The organism is Gelidibacter algens, assembly GCF_001678675.1.
GTDB lineage: Bacteria > Bacteroidota > Bacteroidia > Flavobacteriales > Flavobacteriaceae > Gelidibacter > Gelidibacter algens.
The window spans coordinates 41649-59746 of sequence record NZ_LZRN01000003.1 but is presented as its reverse complement, the minus strand read 5'-3'; the positions used below and the strand labels follow the sequence as shown (position 1 = coordinate 59746).

The 18098-nt window shown below is 38.0% G+C and carries 13 protein-coding genes; 2 read left to right on the top strand and 11 right to left on the bottom strand.

Annotated elements, in window-relative coordinates:
- Positions 1 to 282 precede the first annotated feature (282 nt).
- The gene (locus A9996_RS02080; protein ID WP_066430348.1) at positions 283 to 741 is read left to right on the top strand and encodes a COG2426 family protein; all 459 of its coding nucleotides are present in this window, start codon (positions 283 to 285) and stop codon (positions 739 to 741) included.
- Between the two features lie 149 nt (positions 742 to 890).
- Here the strand turns inward: A9996_RS02080 and A9996_RS02075 are convergent, their stop codons facing one another.
- Positions 891 to 4496 carry an ABC transporter permease/M1 family aminopeptidase gene (locus A9996_RS02075; protein WP_066430343.1) on the bottom strand — a complete coding sequence of 1202 codons (3606 nt, stop codon included), beginning with the start codon at positions 4494 to 4496 and terminating at the stop codon, positions 891 to 893.
- A 2-nt stretch (positions 4497 to 4498) separates the two neighbouring features.
- Positions 4499 to 5374 carry an ABC transporter ATP-binding protein gene (locus tag A9996_RS02070; RefSeq protein ID WP_066430339.1) on the bottom strand — a complete coding sequence of 292 codons (876 nt, stop codon included), beginning with the start codon at positions 5372 to 5374 and terminating at the stop codon, positions 4499 to 4501.
- A gap of 709 nt (positions 5375 to 6083) precedes the next feature.
- Here A9996_RS02070 and A9996_RS02065 point away from each other — a divergent pair.
- Entirely contained in the window at positions 6084 to 9332 is a 3249-nt protein-coding gene (locus tag A9996_RS02065; RefSeq protein WP_245905252.1) for a T9SS type B sorting domain-containing protein, read from the top strand.
- Between the two features lie 278 nt (positions 9333 to 9610).
- Here the strand turns inward: A9996_RS02065 and A9996_RS20800 are convergent, their stop codons facing one another.
- The 9 genes from A9996_RS20800 to A9996_RS20910 form a co-directional block, all read right to left on the bottom strand.
- On the bottom strand, positions 9611 to 9742 hold the full coding sequence (locus A9996_RS20800) for a hypothetical protein (protein WP_262510699.1): 132 nt from the start codon (positions 9740 to 9742) through the stop codon (positions 9611 to 9613).
- Between the two features lie 54 nt (positions 9743 to 9796).
- Positions 9797 to 9949, bottom strand: coding sequence for a glycoside hydrolase family 130 protein (locus A9996_RS20795; RefSeq protein WP_282955920.1), 153 nt, complete (start codon positions 9947 to 9949; stop codon positions 9797 to 9799).
- Positions 9894 to 10847, bottom strand: a complete 954-nt coding sequence (locus A9996_RS02060) for a glycoside hydrolase family 130 protein (RefSeq protein ID WP_282955919.1) — start codon at positions 10845 to 10847, stop codon at positions 9894 to 9896. The genes A9996_RS20795 and A9996_RS02060 overlap by 56 nt, the downstream gene beginning before the upstream one ends.
- Before the next feature lie 437 nt (positions 10848 to 11284).
- A complete protein-coding gene (locus tag A9996_RS02055; protein ID WP_066430336.1) occupies positions 11285 to 12400 on the bottom strand; it encodes a GTP-binding protein in 1116 nt (371 codons plus the stop codon).
- Between the two features lie 174 nt (positions 12401 to 12574).
- Complete coding sequence (locus A9996_RS02050; RefSeq protein ID WP_111625770.1) at positions 12575 to 13795, bottom strand: exo-beta-N-acetylmuramidase NamZ family protein; 1221 nt, start codon at positions 13793 to 13795, stop codon at positions 12575 to 12577.
- A gap of 184 nt (positions 13796 to 13979) precedes the next feature.
- Positions 13980 to 15668 carry a glycoside hydrolase family 3 protein gene (locus A9996_RS02045; RefSeq protein WP_066430332.1) on the bottom strand — a complete coding sequence of 563 codons (1689 nt, stop codon included), beginning with the start codon at positions 15666 to 15668 and terminating at the stop codon, positions 13980 to 13982.
- Positions 15665 to 16486 carry an N-acetylmuramic acid 6-phosphate etherase gene (murQ, locus tag A9996_RS02040; RefSeq protein WP_066430329.1) on the bottom strand — a complete coding sequence of 274 codons (822 nt, stop codon included), beginning with the start codon at positions 16484 to 16486 and terminating at the stop codon, positions 15665 to 15667. Before murQ ends, A9996_RS02045 begins: the two co-directional genes overlap by 4 nt.
- A gap of 20 nt (positions 16487 to 16506) precedes the next feature.
- The gene (locus tag A9996_RS02035; protein ID WP_346210581.1) at positions 16507 to 17619 is read right to left on the bottom strand and encodes a sodium:solute symporter family transporter; all 1113 of its coding nucleotides are present in this window, start codon (positions 17617 to 17619) and stop codon (positions 16507 to 16509) included.
- Entirely contained in the window at positions 17570 to 17989 is a 420-nt protein-coding gene (locus tag A9996_RS20910) for a sodium:solute symporter family transporter (protein ID WP_346210580.1), read from the bottom strand. Before A9996_RS20910 ends, A9996_RS02035 begins: the two co-directional genes overlap by 50 nt.
- Between the last annotated feature and the right edge of the window lie 109 nt (positions 17990 to 18098).

The following is an 18098-nucleotide window of genomic DNA, read 5'->3' as shown; positions in this document are numbered from 1 at the left end:
ACCTAAGCTTTAAAATCCCAAGTCATTTCTTGACCTGGGATTTTTTATTTACTACGATTTAATCCTCACGGAAAATCGATTCTCAGTTCACCAATGCATTCATACCAATATAACCCAATAAAAAACGGATGATTTTAAGATATCTGAAAATGCGAAAGTCCACTAATTTGACGTGGTTGATTCGATGCTGATATATGTGCTTCTTTTAGCTAAACTTTAATATATGGACCCGCTGTAGCACTCTGTAAATAGGCTATTTTTGCAGAATCAAATGAAAAAGAGATGGTTCTTGATATAGTTGTTGCGGTGCTTTGGAGCATGTCTCCATTTGGAGAAGCGAAACTTGGTATCCCCTATGCCCTATTGAATGGGGTAAATAAGTATTGGGCTTTCCTTTTTTGCTTTTTGGCAAACGTGCTCGTTTTTCCTATCATGATGTTCTTTCTCAAGGTTATCAATCGTTATTTTTTTAAGTGGTATTATTATAAAAAGTCGGCAATTTTCATAGCGCGGCGCGCTAAAGCGGGGGCTGGAAAAAATGTCAAGAAATACGGTTTTTGGGGCCTCATGATTTTTGTGTTGATTCCGCTTCCTGGAACAGGGGTTTATGCAGGTACGATTGCAGGCTATCTTTTTGGGCTCGAAAAGAAACAGTCTTTTTTGGCAAACACTATAGGAATTTTCATTTCATGCGCCATCGTTTGGGGAACCACTGTTGCGGCTATGGAAGGTTTCAATTAATAGCTTCTGGATTAGGATCAACTGACTTCAATATCTATAAGATGATTACATTAGTTCCTGAACATTGGTTGTATCTAAAATCTCGAGACGTTACATAAAAAAGCGAGGATTTACCTCGCTTTTCCAATCCCATGTCTTTGCTTCCTAATTTACTCTTCTACCGACTTTAAATTGTCATCAGAGTTACGGTCAATCAACTTGTTGTAAGGGTCAATCCCGGCTTTCAAAGGTTTTTTATCCGTAATGATCGTAAAGGTATTATCCCCAGATTTTAGCCACTTGAGTTTAAAGTACAACGGATTCTTGATCGTTACACCGTCATCATTTACAACGTCTTCTCCAAACAAGCCAACATCAACCAAATTTTCCTTGTCATCTACGGTATCCTCTTTCCCTTTATTATCATAATAAATTTTCTTGGAATTTACTGTAAAAGTGGTTTCCCAAGTGCCATTGTCCAAAGCTTTGGTTTTGGCATCCATCACTCTATTTTCATACAACACGATCTTTTTAAATCCATCATCAACCTTATATTTCAATGAATCTGGCGTCACGGCATATATGGCATTATACAAATCTTCAGAAGTTGGATAAAAGCCTTTCCTATTATATTTGAATTCTTCCAAAAAGTTTTTTAAGCCTCTGTTCACAACATCTTCGCCCATGGCATCTTGCAAATCGTACATGATCATAGAGCCTTTTTCATACCAAATATATTGCCCCGTCTCAACATCCATCAAGGAACGTTCTGGTTTGAAACTAAATTTACGTCCGCTCAAATAGGTGTCTAACGAACTTTTTAAGAACGACTTGATTCCGTTTTCGCCATATTCTTGTTTCATCGTCATTAACGACGCATATTCTGCCAAAGTTTCTGAAATGATATTAGCACCAGACGTTTTACTTGGGGTCACAATATGGCCCCACCATTGGTGCGCGACCTCGTGAGACGTAATCCTAAAGGCATAATTATAACTGTCTGCTTTTGAAAAATCAGCCACAAATCCAAAATCCTCAGAATAGGGAATGGTCGTCGCGAAAGACTGCGCAAAATTAGCATACGCCGGAAATTCTATAACGCGAATTACGGCATGAGGATACTCTAAAAAGTTTTTTGAATTATAGTCTAAAGCAATTTTGATCCCTTTTATAAAATAGTCGAGGTTCCTGTCATGCTTTGGTGAATGGTAAATTTCAATGGCCACCTTTTTTCCACTTGGTGCTGTCCAAGAGTCTTTTTTAATAGCGTAGTCTGCAGAAACAAAACTGAAAAAATAATCGGTTTTTTCTTCCAGCTTATACTGGAAATAACTTCTATCATTTTCTTCCCACTTCTTAATTAATGTTCCTGGGGCTATTGCTGTTTGTCCTTTGGATGTACTTACCGTGGCTTCAAAATGTAGATAGTCGCCATCCTCATTAAATAGATTTTTCTTTAAAGCGGTACTATCTGTTCTTGGTGGGAACAAATAATCAAGCTCCTCTAACCCATATTTTTTACGCACCCCGTTATCAAACAAAACCCGTTCATAATGGAAAGACGGAAAAATAGCGTCTCTGAAAAAGGTACCGTTGGTCAATATGGCGGTTTCAGTATCTGAAGAGAAGCCATGCGTCGTGGCCTTTGTTTCAATCACTAAAGACGCGGTTTCTTCTGGCTGTAGACTTGTTGGCAATTGGTAGATGAACATCCGATAAGCATCATCTGCTAAAAAAGGTTTTAATTCCGTTCCGTTATAGATGACTTTGGTGATTTCGGTATCGGCTATCGGAAAGCCTACGTTCAATAAAAGCGTATCAATGGGCACCTCAAAGTTATTGACCACCTTAAATTCGCCTTTTGCAGCAACACGCCTATCTTCAGGAAAAATATCAACAAATGCTTTTAGATCAATGACTTGCACATGTGGCTTATCAATATATTTACTGTATTTTTTTTCAGCATCAGCATTGAGTTTTTCACTGTAATTACTGTTTTCCAACTGATTCAAAACTTTTAAATTGTAGTAACTATAGGCGCCCACAGAGACAAATGCCACTATAAAAAACAGCATCATGCCTAGCGTTTTTCCACTAAAACGTTGTTTTGCAATGGTCAAGCGTTCCTTCCCCGAAGCAATGAAACCACGGTTCCAAAACACGATCCCGATGGTTGCCAGAATACAGGTGAGTAAAATCCAATACAGATTCAACCAAAATTGACCGTATAGATAATGTCCAAAGCCATTCAAATCACTTAAAAATGATCCAGGAGTGCCACCAAGAATAATCAATGGATTGGATGTTTTTAGAACTAACACTGAAAGAATAGGCAAGCCCACATAAAGGAGAATGACCATAAAATGACCTAAGAATTTATTATTGACCAACACATGAATAAAAAATGCCAACAGCACAGTCATCAGAAAGCTAGGGAAGATCGTCGTGAAATTATAGGTCAGGTACATACCCAGTTCATAGTTGAAATAGCCATTAAAGGTTTGATACAAGATACCGACCACAACATTGAGCAAGGTCAACACCACCGCAACGCCAATTAAAGCAATTATTTTTGAAAGGTACAAGGTGCTATTGCTAACAGGCAAAGCATCATAAAACTCGAAAGTTTTATTTTGTCTGGTTCTGTGCACAGCTTCCCCTGCATAAATGACCAAAATGATGATAGAGAATAAGGAGATGCCACCTGAAATTTGGGTCACCATATAGCGTGTTAACGGTAGTGATGGTGTGCCAAAAGTTTGATTGGATTGGTAGGTTGCAAACGCTGCCACCATGATTCCAAGAACGATCAAAATCGCAAAAGCATTTTCCTTTACAATAGACAGAAATTCAATTTTACTTAACGATAACAGGTTTTCTCTACGTGCTTTTGAGTTGAACTGCTGTACAACTTTCGGAACAAATGCAGCGGGCACATACGCCTCTTTTGATTCTTTGGCCGATTTCTTTTTTGAGGACATTAAAAAGCCCTTATAAGAGAATTTAAATAACGTAAAAAAGAAAATGAGAAAGGAAACACCAAGCCACAATAAGCGGTTGAGCGCGAATTTTCCAGAAAGCGCTAATTGGGTAGTATTTAATTCGTTAACGGTCCAATACTTTGTTATAAAACTATGGGCTGTTTCACCGAATGGATCCACATAAACACTCAACCACTCGGTATCTAAATTAGCTAACAATTGCCCAGAAACGCTGGTTAAAATAAGAATGACGATACCGCCCAAATACAAGATGGACATGCGTTTGAAAAAAGTCATCACACAAAAGAACAAGCTGCCAATAAAAAACGAATTGAATGTCAATAAATAGATAAATGGTAAGGCATAGGACGTGAAATTAAAGGAGGTATATGTTCCGTAATCAGGCCTGTCCAGGAAAGCGCCAATACCAAAACCGATCATAGCACCAATAACCGCTGCAATATTCATCACGGTAACAATGGTGAAACTGCCAAAAAACCGACCTAGAATGTAATTTTTTTCAGTAATAGGAAACGTAAAATAGGTCTGTGCTGTTTTATGCTCCTCATCCCTATAGACTGCAACGCCCATAATAGCGGCATAAAAAAACAAACTTATAACACTCATCCCACCCAAAATACCAACAATGGCGTTTGGACTATTGGTATATTGCGCCGTTGCTGAATCTGCAAAAACACTCAATAAAAGGGGAATGATAAACATCAAGAAAATATAGATGTAGGTTACTGGGCGTCTTAAACGGTATTTCAGTTCAAATAAGAAAATCTCCTTCATAATTATACGGTTTGAGGTTGGTTAATACTATAGAAGTAAAAATCTTCCAAGGTGTTGTTCACAACCTCAAAGCCCTCCTCAGGATGGGTATCACTAAATACATTGACGTTCATATTGCCACTACGTAAGTAGGTGGAAAGCACGGTATATTCAGCTTGGTATCTTTCAATGTCATCCTTTTCAATCCGTTTGCGAAATATTCTGTTGTTTAAAGAGTTGGTCAATTCTTGGGGATGGCCTTGTACAACGACGCCTCCATCATTAAATACTGCCATATTTGTGCATAAATTCACCACATCATCAACAATATGCGTTGATAAAATAACCACGGCATCTTCACCCAATTCACTTAACAAATTATGAAAACGATTTCGCTCTAATGGATCTAAACCCGCGGTAGGTTCATCTACTATTATCAATTTAGGATTGCCTATTAAGGCTTGTGCAATACCAAAGCGTTGGCGCATCCCACCGGAATAATCACCCAAATTCCGTTTTCTGAATTGGTATAAATTCACTTGATTCAAAAGATCCGCCACGTAAGCCTTTCGGTCATTGACACTGTGGATGCCTTTAATTTTTGCGATGTGGTTGAGCATCATTTCTGCAGAAACTTTAGGATAAACCCCAAAATCCTGAGGTAAATAACCCAATACTTTTCGTAATTCTTCAGGTTGATTGAACACATCTATCCCATTAAAGTCAATGGTGCCACTATCAGCAATTTGTAGGGTTGCAATGGTGCGCATTAAGGTAGATTTACCAGCACCATTGGGTCCCAGCAGTCCGAACATACCTTTATCGATTTCGAGATTTACATTGTTTAAGGCCTTTGTGCCGTTGGGATAGGTTTTATTCAGGTTTTGGATAGAAAGCATAGATATAGTTTAGAAGGTTGTTGGTTTCATAGCATTAGTAGCAGCTTTTTGGATATTGTTACAATCGTAATACTAGATATTTTAAACAAATAGTACTAAACAAAAATCCGATGCAGTAAATAACACCACACTAGATAACCGCCTTTTAGATGTTCGAGGTGTAATTAAGGACTAAGGCTAATTATAACTTACCAATTCACTTATTTCTGGGATTCTTCGCTTTAGACAGGAATCATAATATCAATAGGATTTTCAACGATTTTTGATCCGTTTGTACGTCAATTCGTAAATATTCCACTCGGCCATTCTACACAAGATGCTCACGCTCGCATCTCTCATTATATAACGTTCTCCAAATTTTATTATAAATTTCTACTGAATTTCCAGGTCTACTTTCATCATGTTTCTTCTCTGTGAAATGGTGAACGGAAATTTGGGAGGACGAAAGTGTTTCGTTTTCTGACCAAGAGCAATTATAATATAAATTTTGGTGTCATAACAAACAAGTTCATAAGTTCATTACTATTAATGATCAAATCAATCATTCGGAAATCTTCCTTAAAATCTCAATCATAAAAAATATAGTAGAATCCTCTCAAGAATATTTTATTATATTTAAAAACGATTAGATTTACAGAAATATAAAGCAGCTCCTACGCTGGTTTACATACCTGTATATTGATCAAAGCTCCAAACCCGACAGCTAAGTATGACGAAAAACTACTCAAAAATTATAATTAAATACCTTGCTTTTCTTCTATTTATTCTAAGTTTTCAATACGTAAAAGCTCAAATTACACTTACCCACAATGTAGGAAATACGCCCATTGCGACAGACATGTTCTCTTGTGATGTTTCAGAATCCTGGGCAAGAACATTTACGCTTTCTGATTTCGGAATATCAAATAATGATAAATTTGTTATTAACTCAGGACAGGTTGCTCTTTATAACGCTTTAGGAGGATCAAGTTTACGGTTTGACATTTATAAAATAGATTCCAATTTCCCAACGTCCTCCTCAATTACACACCTTATCGGAAGTAGTCAGATCGTTCCCATTCCGATTATAGGAGCAACACCGGAAATAATAAATGTAGTTTTTGATATTCCTGTTGTCGTCCCAGAAGGCACGCAGCAGATTTTGGTTCAGGTCAGAAAATTGTTTGATATCAATACTATGGATACGGCTATTGCTTATATAGCAGGAACCGAAGAAGACACTGATATGTCATGGTATTGGGGCTGTCATGTGGTCTATAATCATACACCCACAGTTGCTCTTGACCCTCCCGTAAATGATGCTAATTTTTTTATTAATGTGACTGGAGAATTACGCACCACAGCTGATTTGGGCGCCCCCACCCTTTTAACCCATAATGTGTGTGATGACGTTATAAAAGTCAACCAATATAGTTGTAAATGGGGCGGATTAAAATATGCGAGAACATTCGTTCTAGACGATTTTGGAGTTTCTAACAATGAGGAATTTATAATTGACAGAGGTCAAGTAGCCTTTGCCAGCGTTGGTGTTTATGACGTCAAAATTCAGTTCAATATCTATAAGATTGATGCTAATTTTCCGAGCTCGTATTCAAATGCCGATTTAATTGGCAGCAGCCAAATTATTGGGGTGCCATACTTCGGTTCGGCAAGACCACAAGTTTTTGAAATTATATTTGGAACTCCTATTGTCATTCCCCCCGATGTTGATAGAATATTGGTTGAAGTTAATAGCGCAGGTCTAGCGTTTATAGCGGGTGGCGCACAGAGCAGTGATGTCTCTTGGATACGGTCAGAAAATGGCGGCTGCCCTCCTTTTCAGGAATACAAAGCGGTTACAAACCCAAATATTAATTTCTTTATCAATGTCACCGGAAGAACGAATCATGTCACCAATAATTTTGAAATGAATATTTCAAATAATTGTTCTGAGTTTTTAAAGGAGTTTCGGGTAGAAAATAGTGCCAATGTCGCTTCGGTGCTATGGGATTTTGGGGATCCTGCCTCAGGGACTGACAACAATTCTACGGACATATCACCCTTTCACGATTTTTCAGCAGATGGCAGTCATACAATTACTGCAACAATTACGTCTAAAGATGGCAGTATTGTGGTGATCAGCAAAACCATTGATGTTAAGGAGCCCCCAAATGCCTATGGCATTAATAACGTTTATGCTTGTGAAACCGTTTACAATACTGGAATTTCATCCAGTTTTGATCTCTCAACAGTTACCCAGCAAGTTTTAGGTGGACAGACAAATAAAGTGGTGACCTTTGTGGATGGTAGGGGCCAAAAATACACTACACTGCCTATGCCATTTACAAACAGCGTTAAGAATAAGGAAACCATTACAGTAAGAGTAGCGCATGCTAATAATACGTGTTGCTATTCTGAAACCACTTTCGATGTCATTGTGAATCCTCTGCCGAAATTAAGCCCTATTCCAAATTTTACCAACTGTGAAACTAACTCCAATGGCTTTGCCAATTTTGATTTAAGCACTGTTGAAAACATCGTACTTGGGGGTCAAACCGGGATGTCAGTGACGTATTTTGATGGCGATGGGAATCAGCTCCAAAGTCCGCTGCCAAACCCTTATGTCAACCAAATTCCAAACGAAGAAATCATTACGGTGAGAGTCACGAATGATGCGACAGAATGTTATAACGAAACCAAATTTACCTTATTTGTCAATGAACAACCCATGGCAAATCCATTGGACACCTTAGTAGGTTGTGACACTAACGCCGACGGTTTTTCAGAATATTTTGATACTTCAACTATTGAAAGTCAAGTTGTAGGTTCTCAGACTGGAATGGCAGTTACATATTTTGATGCCTCAGGAAATACATTGCCAAATCCTTTGCCAAATCCTTTTACCAATACCGAAGCTTACACACAGCAAATTACAGTCAGGGTTACAACTCAACAAACTGAGTGTTACGCGGAGACCCTATTAAATCTAGAAACAGCAACCCAACCTCATATTAATCAACCGGACAATTTGTATGCTTGTGATGCAGGTGATGGTTTTGCATATTTTAACACCTCTTCCGTTGCGTCAACGCTTCTAGGCGCTCAATCAGGATTGGAAGTGTTCTATTCTGATGGTGAAGGAAATAGTCTGCCAAGTCCATTACCAACGTCTCTATTAAATACGATGGCCTACAGTCAAACCATAAATGTTAGGGTTGAAAACAGATTGAATCGTCTTTGTTATTCTGAGACTTCTTTTGACCTTATCGTAAACCGTTTACCAGAAATTAATTTAGAAGCCGCTTATTTCATTTGTAATTTAGAGCCTTCCATGAATTTAGCTGTCAATCCAAATTTCCTCAGTTATGAATGGATTTCGCAAGATGGTGCTTTAATTTCATCAACACCAAATGCCGAAATAGTAAACGAAGGAACCTATCTGTTAACCGTCACCCAAGTAGAAAATGGGATCATTTGTGAAAACACCTTTTCATTTGATTTAATTCGGTCTGTCTTACCGCAAATAGAGCAGGTCAACTATGGCCAATTAGGGGCTAATTTTATTGAGATCATAGCTTCGGGTGATGGTCATTTTGCATATTCGACAGATGGCATAAACTATCAAGACAGCAACTATTTTTCAAATGTACAAGGCGGCATTTATACGGTGTACGTAAGAGATAAAGATGGCTGTGGCGAAGATTCGCGAAACGTTATAATTGTAGACTACCCAAGATTCTTTACACCAAATAATGATGGTTATCATGACTATTGGCACATAAAAGGAATCACTGCATTTCCAAATGCCACAATAATGATATTTGACCGATATGGGAAATTATTGAGCCAATTGGCATCAAATGATGTTGGTTGGAACGGACTTTATAACGGCAATCCCTTAATAGCAAATGATTATTGGTTTACTGCTGATCTTGGCAATGGGACTCATTTCTCGGGGCACTTTACGCTGAAACGTTGAAAAAATTGTTAAACAAGACTAAATACAATGTGGTTACTAAATTATAAAGTTTGTAAAGCGGAAACTGCTATTTTCATAAACTACTTATTAGAAAAACCGTCCTGATGGGTAAAGCTAATCTACACAGTCTTACTCCCGATGCTGCCGATACTATTTTCATTTCGAAGGATAGCATCATGCTCAAATGGCTTATGAGCTACTTCTTAAATACCACCTTAACGCCACTGGATCTCTAAGAAAAGATCGGCTTTGTCGTTTATGTTTTGACCAATGTTATGCTATTTCAAGCCGCTGGAAATGGCAATAATATCCCCAAAAGCATTTTTAAAAATTGCGTGTGGATAGCCAATGGTTACCCCTGTGCGGGCTGGCATGGTCAGTTCATTATAGATAACCGCTGTGATTATCATTACTATTTGCAATACTTGTAAAATCCTTTAGTCTTACCCTAATTGAATTTATTGTTATTGTCCTAATGTTTGTAAGATGTCCTCAATTGAAAACTCGGCCATGCAAACATATTGGTCAGACGCGCCATAATACATCGTAATGGTGTCACCATCAACCCTGTGACCATTTGTGAAAACAACATTTCCAAAAAAACCATTTTTCTTCATAGGCAGCGATTGGTTCCATAATAGGGGCTTCTGAACGGGCAATTAGTTTTGTGGGATCATCTAAATCCAAAAGTAGCGCCCCTAAACAATATCTATTTTTTTCTGTGGCACCGTGGTAGATTTCCAACCAGCCCTTTTTTGTTTTTATAGGCGCTGCCCCAGCTCCCAAACGTTTACTGTCAAACTTCCCTTGACGTGTTTTGGCAATACACTTATGATTCCCCCAATGGACGGCATCCGGCGATTCTGCAAGCCAGATATAATTGCCCCCTAATTGGGGACTACTAGGGCGGTGAAGCGCGTAATATTTGCCATTGATTTTCTCTTCAAAAATAGCGCAGTCTTTATTGTGAGGGCTGAAAATCATTCCTTTCCGCTCAAAAGTCTTCCAATCTTTGGTAGTTCTAAGCCCAACGCCCACACCGTTTGGCGAGACCATGGTATAGGTTAGATAGTAGATATCGTCAATTTGTGCGACCCTGCAATCTTCAATTCCGTAAGATTCATAGGCGCCTTCACCAAAAAGGGAAGGATAGGATTCGTCCTCTGAAAAATGTATGCCGTCAGTACTAGAAACCAGCCTCAAATGTGATATGGTAGTGAGATAATCAACGCCATCATAAGTAATTACTCTGGCATCTGAAGCCTCCAGACTAGGATCTTTTAAATCAAAATTTAAAATTTCCACCTTTCCGTTCTCGTTGTAAATAGGTACTGAAAGCGATCCTTCGTCCTGAACCGTGCGCTCAGCCACACGGACAAGCAACCAGGTTTTTCCATTGAATTTGAAGACACCAGGATTCAGGAGACACTCAATGATCATAAGTGCATCGCTAGACTTCAACATTTCTGTAGAAAGTATAGGGTTTTGTTTATTTCGAACTGCAATGTCGCTCATACGTATATTGGAATTAATCACTGTCTGATAAGATACTTAAAACCGTCTTGCTATTAGCTTCAAGAACTAAGACTGGTTTTTATCTAACATTCACATTTTTACTAACATATAACATATTAATTGTATGGTCTATTTCCAAAAAATGTTTATGTTGAAAAAGCAAGGTGACCCAAAAAACTTGGTATGCCATTGCGAGTCCCCCTGGGCGGTGCGTTATTGAGAGGACGAAGGACGAAGCAATCTGTAAGTTGCATAATTTTTTTTTTTCTTTAATCCCTGGTAAGATTTCTTCGTTCGTCTATTCCCTCATCAGATTGCTTCGTCGTGCCTCCTCGCAATGACGCTTTGGGAAAGGGTATATTTTTTATATCGACTATTTATCGCAACGATAAAAGATCATCACAAATTGAGATCTTCAATTATTAGGGAAGCGACTCTTACATCGCATCGCGTTTTATTTTGATAGATTTTAGTGCCTCATAATTTTCTGTAGCAATTGACTCAGCATCTGTCACCATCTCTTTCCCTATGGAAGAGGTCAGAAAAAAACCCACCGTTGATGAAATGGCCAGCCCAATAAAGGGGAAATATTTAGAAGCAGATTTTGCGGCTACCGTCGCCCCTGCCCTTTTTAAAAGTAGAATCACGGCTTCTTTTCCCAGATACTTGGAGCCAAATTGCACTGCTTTTGCAGCCAATACTTTTGAGTTCTTTTTATCGAGAAGTTCCGTGATAAAATTCTGTTGCTCTTCTCCCAAACAGTAAATATCCCTGACATGAACCCCCATTCGCATTAACAGGGAGATATCTACCCCAATATCAAGTCCGGGTATTGGGTTGACTCCATTGACCGCTGCAAGGGCGGCGTGCATGCCTACAATTTTATTGGCGAGTTCTTTTTTTTTTGCTAAGATTTTGTTGCTCGTGATATTGATATCCGCTATAAACCGTTCCTGTTTAATTTTACCCAGACTGGAATAAATGTCATCCAAAAGTTGACTTAAGTCGTATTCTTGGGGATAATCGGCAGAGGTTAAATAAATACCTTTCAGACTGTAGCCTTCGAGATTTTTTTTGAGGTTATCGAGAACCGTGTTATAGGTTTCTTCTTCGGAGATATTCCGTTTTAAAGCTCTGTCAATTGAAAAGTCTATTTTAGATCTGACCGCAAAAACAGGCATTTTTATTTTTAAAAGTTCGTTGATTAAGTATAAGTCATCTTCATAAAACCGATCCGAGGTCACTAAAATGACGCAATCAAAATTGCTGATATGAAATTCTTCTAGATATTTTTCCTTTGGAAAATTTATGGTAGAGCATCCCGGAAGATCATAAAAGTTTAAGCCGCGATGTTCGATTGGTTTACCCACTTCCATGGTGGTTTCTACTTCGCCAACTTCTGCAATATACTCGCCAACAATGGCATTGATCAATGACGATTTCCCAACACCGCTACGACCAATGATGCCGCATTTTATTTTTGCAGATTCAAAGGTATCGAGATCAGCTTTAAGTTTTTTCTCGAGATTCGTAATGTCTTGGTTCTTGCTCATTTTTAGTTAAGGGTACTTGGAGTGATTTCGTCTGGAATTATTCGTATCGTTCAAGGTACTAATTTAAGACATTAAAACCGAGTGACAAATCTGAGCTCCTGCTCTTTTTAGCTTGAAGAAAATACTTGGGCGAAAGCTTTTCCATTTGAAGAAATAGCGCCGCCTTTCTTGTTTCTATTCGTTATACAACAAATACTTTTCTCTGGTTTTGCTAAAGGATTCCAATCCAGGTTTCCAGGATTCTTTAATGGCTGCCTCAGACATCCCTTTTTCTATCTGTTTCTGTAATTTTTTAGTTCCCGCCAGTTTTGGAAAAAAGTCATTGAAAAACGATTTTTGATCCGGTGCTGAATTGTAAGCTTCTATCAACCAATCCAACCGCACTTCACTAAGGCGTTCCACAGCTCTTAAATCTCTTCCATAACAAACTTCTCCTTGATGCTTTGGAGTTTTAGCTCCAAAATTTGGTTGTGGTGTAAAGCTGAAATCGAATGTTTCTTTTGGTAAAAAAGGCGCACCAAACACCTGAAATTGCATTTCTGTACCCCGCCCACAACTTAACGTCGTGCCTTCAAAAAAGCAGACACTAGGATATAAATTAATTGACTGGGCATTGGGAAGGTTTGGGGAGGGTTTTATGGGCAGATCATATGCTGAATTATAGGTATAATTCTTAAGAGGCACTACCGTAAGGTCATTTTGAATACCATTTTCCAACCATTTTTCGCCATTGATCATCTTGCCATATTCTCCAATAGTCATCCCATAAACAATAGGCACCGGATGCATGCCTACAAAACTTTTAACATCGTTTTCCAAAATAGGGCCATCGATATAATGTCCGTTAGGATTTGGACGATCTAAAATAATGAGGGGAATATTAAGTTCTGCCGCAGTTTCCATCACATAATGAAGCGTGGAGATATAGGTATAAAAACGAACGCCAACATCCTGAATATCAAAAAGCATAACGTCAATGTCCTTTAAAATTTCTTTTGGTGGTTTTCTATTTTTCCCATAAAGAGAAAAAATTGGCAGACCTGTTTTTTCATCAATACCATTCTCTATATGTTCGCCAGCATCTGCAGTACCACGGAAACCATGCTCAGGTGAAAAGACTTTGGTAACCTTGATGTTTAACGCCAGTAACGAATCAACAAGATGGGTGTAGCTCTGTTCGCTTTCATCTTTAAAAATGACGCTGGTTTGATTGGCCACTACGCCCACGTTTTTACCTTTCAGAAGATTAAGATACGCCTCTGTTCGATTGGCGCCTACAACAATCTCTGGCTTTTCAACAGTAGGTTCTGTTCCAATGTTTTCGCTAATTTGGTTGTTCTTAGGATTGGAGTTACAAGCTAAGAAAGTCATAAAGCATACTAAAACGTATTTCATAAGTCCTAATTTTTTTAATTGATTAATAATAGCCACTGTTGTATTCTATAGAATCAAGACCGCTGCGCTAATAGAATCAAGAACAAAGACTTGATTGTAACTAACTATTTAGACTTTTTTTTATTTAGTCTTGTGTGAATTCATCGGTTTTTGAACTATCCTCTCATCTTTTACAGCGTCAATATTAGGGTTTCAAAACCCCAAAATGCACTGGATAGCTTTTTGAAATTGAAGCGGGTAAGGTGCCCTTCGCTTCTACTTCACCAAAAATGATTTCAGCAGAAATTCTGTTTGCAACGTCCGTATTTTCATAGGAAATGATGATGCTTTCAAGGCTTTTTAAATCGGTTTCCTTCAAACTATATTGGCTTGCAAATACAGTCAGTATCGTTTTATTGTCTTTTGCGATGGTTTCAATGATTTTTTTATCCTCCTCTGAAATGGCGTTCGTGATCCGACTATTTTTACGATGATAGCCTATAATAATCCGATCGTATTGTTTTAGCTCTTTGATAAGTTTTTCTTTTGAAAGATTGGAAATATCAGTAATCGCACCTCTCAATTGCAGAGCCTTCAAAAATGGATCAGCAGAACCATCCCCCAACTTCAAAAAAGCCAACTTTTCTTTCGTATTTTTATTTAAAGGCAATTGGGAATCAAGATTTTGAATGACCGTTATGGCATTCTGAATGGCCTCCTTATACAAAACAGCATTCTCATTTTTATTTAGGTCCTCCAAAAGATTTTCCGTTTCAATAGGTTTATAGTCGTTTAGGCCCGCATCAAATTTTGCCATAAGGATTTTCTTTACAGAATGTGACAAACGTGCCTCTGTAACATCATTTTTATCATAAGATTCCATAATTTTTGAAATGGCTCTGGGGGCATCTTCAGTAAAAAGAAGCACGTCATTACCAGCCTTGAATGCTGCCAAATCAATATCGCCAGGTTGTCCATAATTTGAGGCACCTTTCATATTTAAAGCATCTGTAAAAATGAGGCCATCATAGCCTAATTTTTCTTTAAGGAGTTCTGTCACTATTTTGTAAGACAGCGACGACGGTAGACCTTCCTGACTTTCTAAATTGGGCACGTTTAAATGCGCCACCATAACACCTGCAATCCCTTTGCGGAAGAGTTCTTTATAAGGATAGAGTTCTACCGAGTCAATTCTTTCTTTTGAAAATGAAACCGTTGGCAGTGTTTTGTGCGAATCTGAATCTGTGTCTCCATGTCCCGGAAAGTGTTTTGCACAAGCTAAAACCCCTGTACTTTGCAGGCCTTCTGTAAATGCCCATGCTTTTTCCGTAACGTTCACTTTATCCTCCCCATAAGAGCGGACCCCAATGACAGGATTTTTGGAATTTGTATTGATATCCACAACAGGCGCAAAATTGATATGGATGCCCATGCGGTTGCAATCTTCACCAATTTGTTTTCCGATGTTTTCAATGATCTCATTATCACTAATGGCACCAAGCGTCATATTATACGGATATCTTGCAGTGCTATCCAACCTCATGTTCAGTCCCCATTCGCCATCCACCCCTATAAACAAAGGGATTTTGGAAATGGAATGGTACTGATTGGTTTGCTGTGCTTGACGCATAGGTCCGCCTTGAAAAAATATAAGGCCTCCTATGTGAAATTCCTTGATAAGATTTTGAATGGAATCTGAATGGGCAGCATCCCGGTTGGAATATGTACTTACCATAAACAACTGTCCAACTTTTTCGTTGAGCGACATGGTGTTGTAAATACTATCAACCCATACCGTTCGCTCATCCACTGGAATGGGGCGCTTGGTTGTAATTTTGGCACAAGATCCTAGGGTAAGAATCACAATAATGATTAGCGTTAAACTTTTTTTCATTTCTTATTCGAATTATAAGTGTCAATAGCCTTTCGGATGCTTTTGTGCTCCATTAGGAGTTTTTCGGCCATAGCTTCATCCACGTGGGTTTCGTTCATGATCATTTGAACGCCTCTCGTGACCAACTTTTTGTTTGACAGTTGCATGTCTACCATTTTATTGCCTCTTACCCTTCCCAGTTTAATCATAACCGTGGTTGAAATCATATTCAAGGCTAGTTTTTGGGCGGTTCCCGCTTTCATTCTGGTGCTTCCGGTAACAAATTCAGGCCCCACGACCAATTCTATGGGATGATCAACTACCAATGACAATGGCGAGTTCTTGTTACACGTAATGCAACCGGTTATAATCCCTTGTTTCCTTGCTTCCTTAACGCCACCAATCACATAGGGCGTGGTCCCAGAAGCCGCAATCCCAATAAGAACGTCATTTTTGGTAATGTTATGTTTTTTTAAATCTTCCCAGGCCAGTTCGGTATTATCTTCGGCATTTTCAACCGCCTTTCTAAGTGCGGTATCGCCTCCTGCAATAATCCCAACCACTAAAGTGTCTGGTACCCCATAAGTTGGTGGACATTCTGACGCATCCAACACTCCCAAACGGCCACTGGTTCCTGCACCTATATAAAACAGCCGTCCACCATCTTTCATTTTAGAATATAGGGCTTCTATTAATTTTTCAATTTGAGGAATGGCTTTTTCAATGGCTAGAGGCACCGATTTATCTTCGGTATTCATATTTGACAGCAGCTCTAAAGTGTCCATTTTTTCTAAATCATTATAATCTGAGGCTTGTTCGGTAGTCAATTTATGTTTCATACGATTAAAATTTTTATTGGCTATTTTGAAATAGTGTTAGGATTAAGAGCAGTATCTTTCTTTTTAACAAGTAAAAGACAAATTATGGTAAGCAACGCGTTCACAAAGATATTCATGAATCCGAAATCAAAGTTATACCAATTAATAAAAGAGTAATTTAAAATATAAGTAACTAAGGGCGTTAAAATACAGATGTACGGAACAGCGCTGTCATAAATTTTTATTTTGGTGAAAATACCTAATAGAAACAAACCCAACAACGGTCCGTACGTGTATCCCGCCACTTTGAATATGGTTGAAATCACGTCGCCCTTACTTTCTGAAAAAAGCATGATAATCAGAAAAATGAATGCTGAAAACCCAAATAAGGTACGATTTTTTAATTTTACTTTTTCCTTCGAAGTTTTTGATTGAATGTTTAAAAAATCATATGTAAACGAGGTAGTTAAGGCAGTTAAGGCAGAATCCGCACTTGAAAAAGATGCTGCCGTTATCCCTAAAATAAAGCTGATTCCTGCAATGATACCGAAATGGTTTAAAGAAAGCATTGGGAATAAATTATCTGTGTTGATAAAATTTCCATTTTCCATATCCAGTTGAATACCAAATTTTTCAGCATATAAATAAAGCATGACTCCCAAACCTAAAAACAAAAATTGGGCAACTGCCAAAAAAACACTAAACGTTAGGATGTTTTTCTGAGCTTCTTTTTTACTCTTGCAGGTCAAGGTTTTTTGCATCATATTTTGATCTAGGCCAATCATTGCCACTGCAATTAGAATTCCTGAAATAAATTGTTTAAAGAAGTTGTTCCCAGAATTAAAATCCCAATCAAAAATTTTGAAATACTCATGATTGGTGACTGAGGTAATGGTTTCTGAAACACTAAAACTCAAAGAATCCTTTACCACATATATAGAAACCATAACGGCCAAGAGCAAAAAGAACGTCTGCAAAGTATCTGTCCAGACAATGGTTTTAATACCTGATTTATGTGTGTATAGCCAAATGAGTGCCAGTATAATAATAACCGTAGCAAAAAACGGAATTTGGAACGCATCAAAAACGGCATATTGTAAAATTTTAGCAGCGAGCAGCAGTCTTAAAGCAGCGCCAAAGGATTGTGAAATCAAGAAAAAACATAGAACCGGTTTTATATGTTTTGATACCAAAACGGGTTTCTAGATAATTGTAAATTGAAACCAATTTTAAATCATAATAAATAGGAACAAGAACATAAGTTATAAAAACGTACCCTACAATATTTCCAAAAACGAACTGTAAATAGTAAAAATAATTATTACTGACCATGCCAGGGATAGATACGAAAGTGACCCCTGATAACACGGCACCAATCATCCCGAAGGCAACAATTTGCCATGGGGATTTTCTATCACCAGTATAATAGGATTCTTCACTTGAATTTTTGGAAACGATGTGTGAGATCAGCATCAATATTCCAAAATAGATGGCTATGATTATTAGAATTAAAGTAGCACTCATTTGTGTAGTTAGGTTTTATGTAAATCTTTCGATCTGGTTTTTTTTATATTTTTCAAATATAACGCCACTAGTCAATCCATGGAACTATAATTGATCAAAAATTCTTTAG

Bases quoted from the DNA above. Each gene is read 5' to 3' on its own strand.
- A9996_RS02080 (WP_066430348.1), top strand. From the start codon at position 283: ATGGTTCTTGATATAGTTGTTGCGGTGCTTTGGAGCATGTCTCCATTT.
- A9996_RS02055 (WP_066430336.1), bottom strand. From the start codon at position 12,400: ATGAGCAAGAACCAAGACATTACGAATCTCGAGAAAAAACTTAAAGCT.
- A9996_RS02060 (WP_282955919.1), bottom strand. From the start codon at position 10,847: ATGAGCGACATTGCAGTTCGAAATAAACAAAACCCTATACTTTCTACA.
- A9996_RS02050 (WP_111625770.1), bottom strand. From the start codon at position 13,795: ATGAAATACGTTTTAGTATGCTTTATGACTTTCTTAGCTTGTAACTCC.
- A9996_RS20910 (WP_346210580.1), bottom strand. From the start codon at position 17,989: ATGAGTGCTACTTTAATTCTAATAATCATAGCCATCTATTTTGGAATA.
- murQ (WP_066430329.1), bottom strand. From the start codon at position 16,486: ATGAAACATAAATTGACTACCGAACAAGCCTCAGATTATAATGATTTA.
- A9996_RS02045 (WP_066430332.1), bottom strand. From the start codon at position 15,668: ATGAAAAAAAGTTTAACGCTAATCATTATTGTGATTCTTACCCTAGGA.
- A9996_RS02065 (WP_245905252.1), top strand. From the start codon at position 6,084: ATGACGAAAAACTACTCAAAAATTATAATTAAATACCTTGCTTTTCTT.
- A9996_RS02075 (WP_066430343.1), bottom strand. From the start codon at position 4,496: ATGAAGGAGATTTTCTTATTTGAACTGAAATACCGTTTAAGACGCCCA.
- A9996_RS20795 (WP_282955920.1), bottom strand. From the start codon at position 9,949: ATGAAGAAAAATGGTTTTTTTGGAAATGTTGTTTTCACAAATGGTCAC.
- A9996_RS02070 (WP_066430339.1), bottom strand. From the start codon at position 5,374: ATGCTTTCTATCCAAAACCTGAATAAAACCTATCCCAACGGCACAAAG.
- A9996_RS20800 (WP_262510699.1), bottom strand. From the start codon at position 9,742: ATGATAATCACAGCGGTTATCTATAATGAACTGACCATGCCAGCCCGC.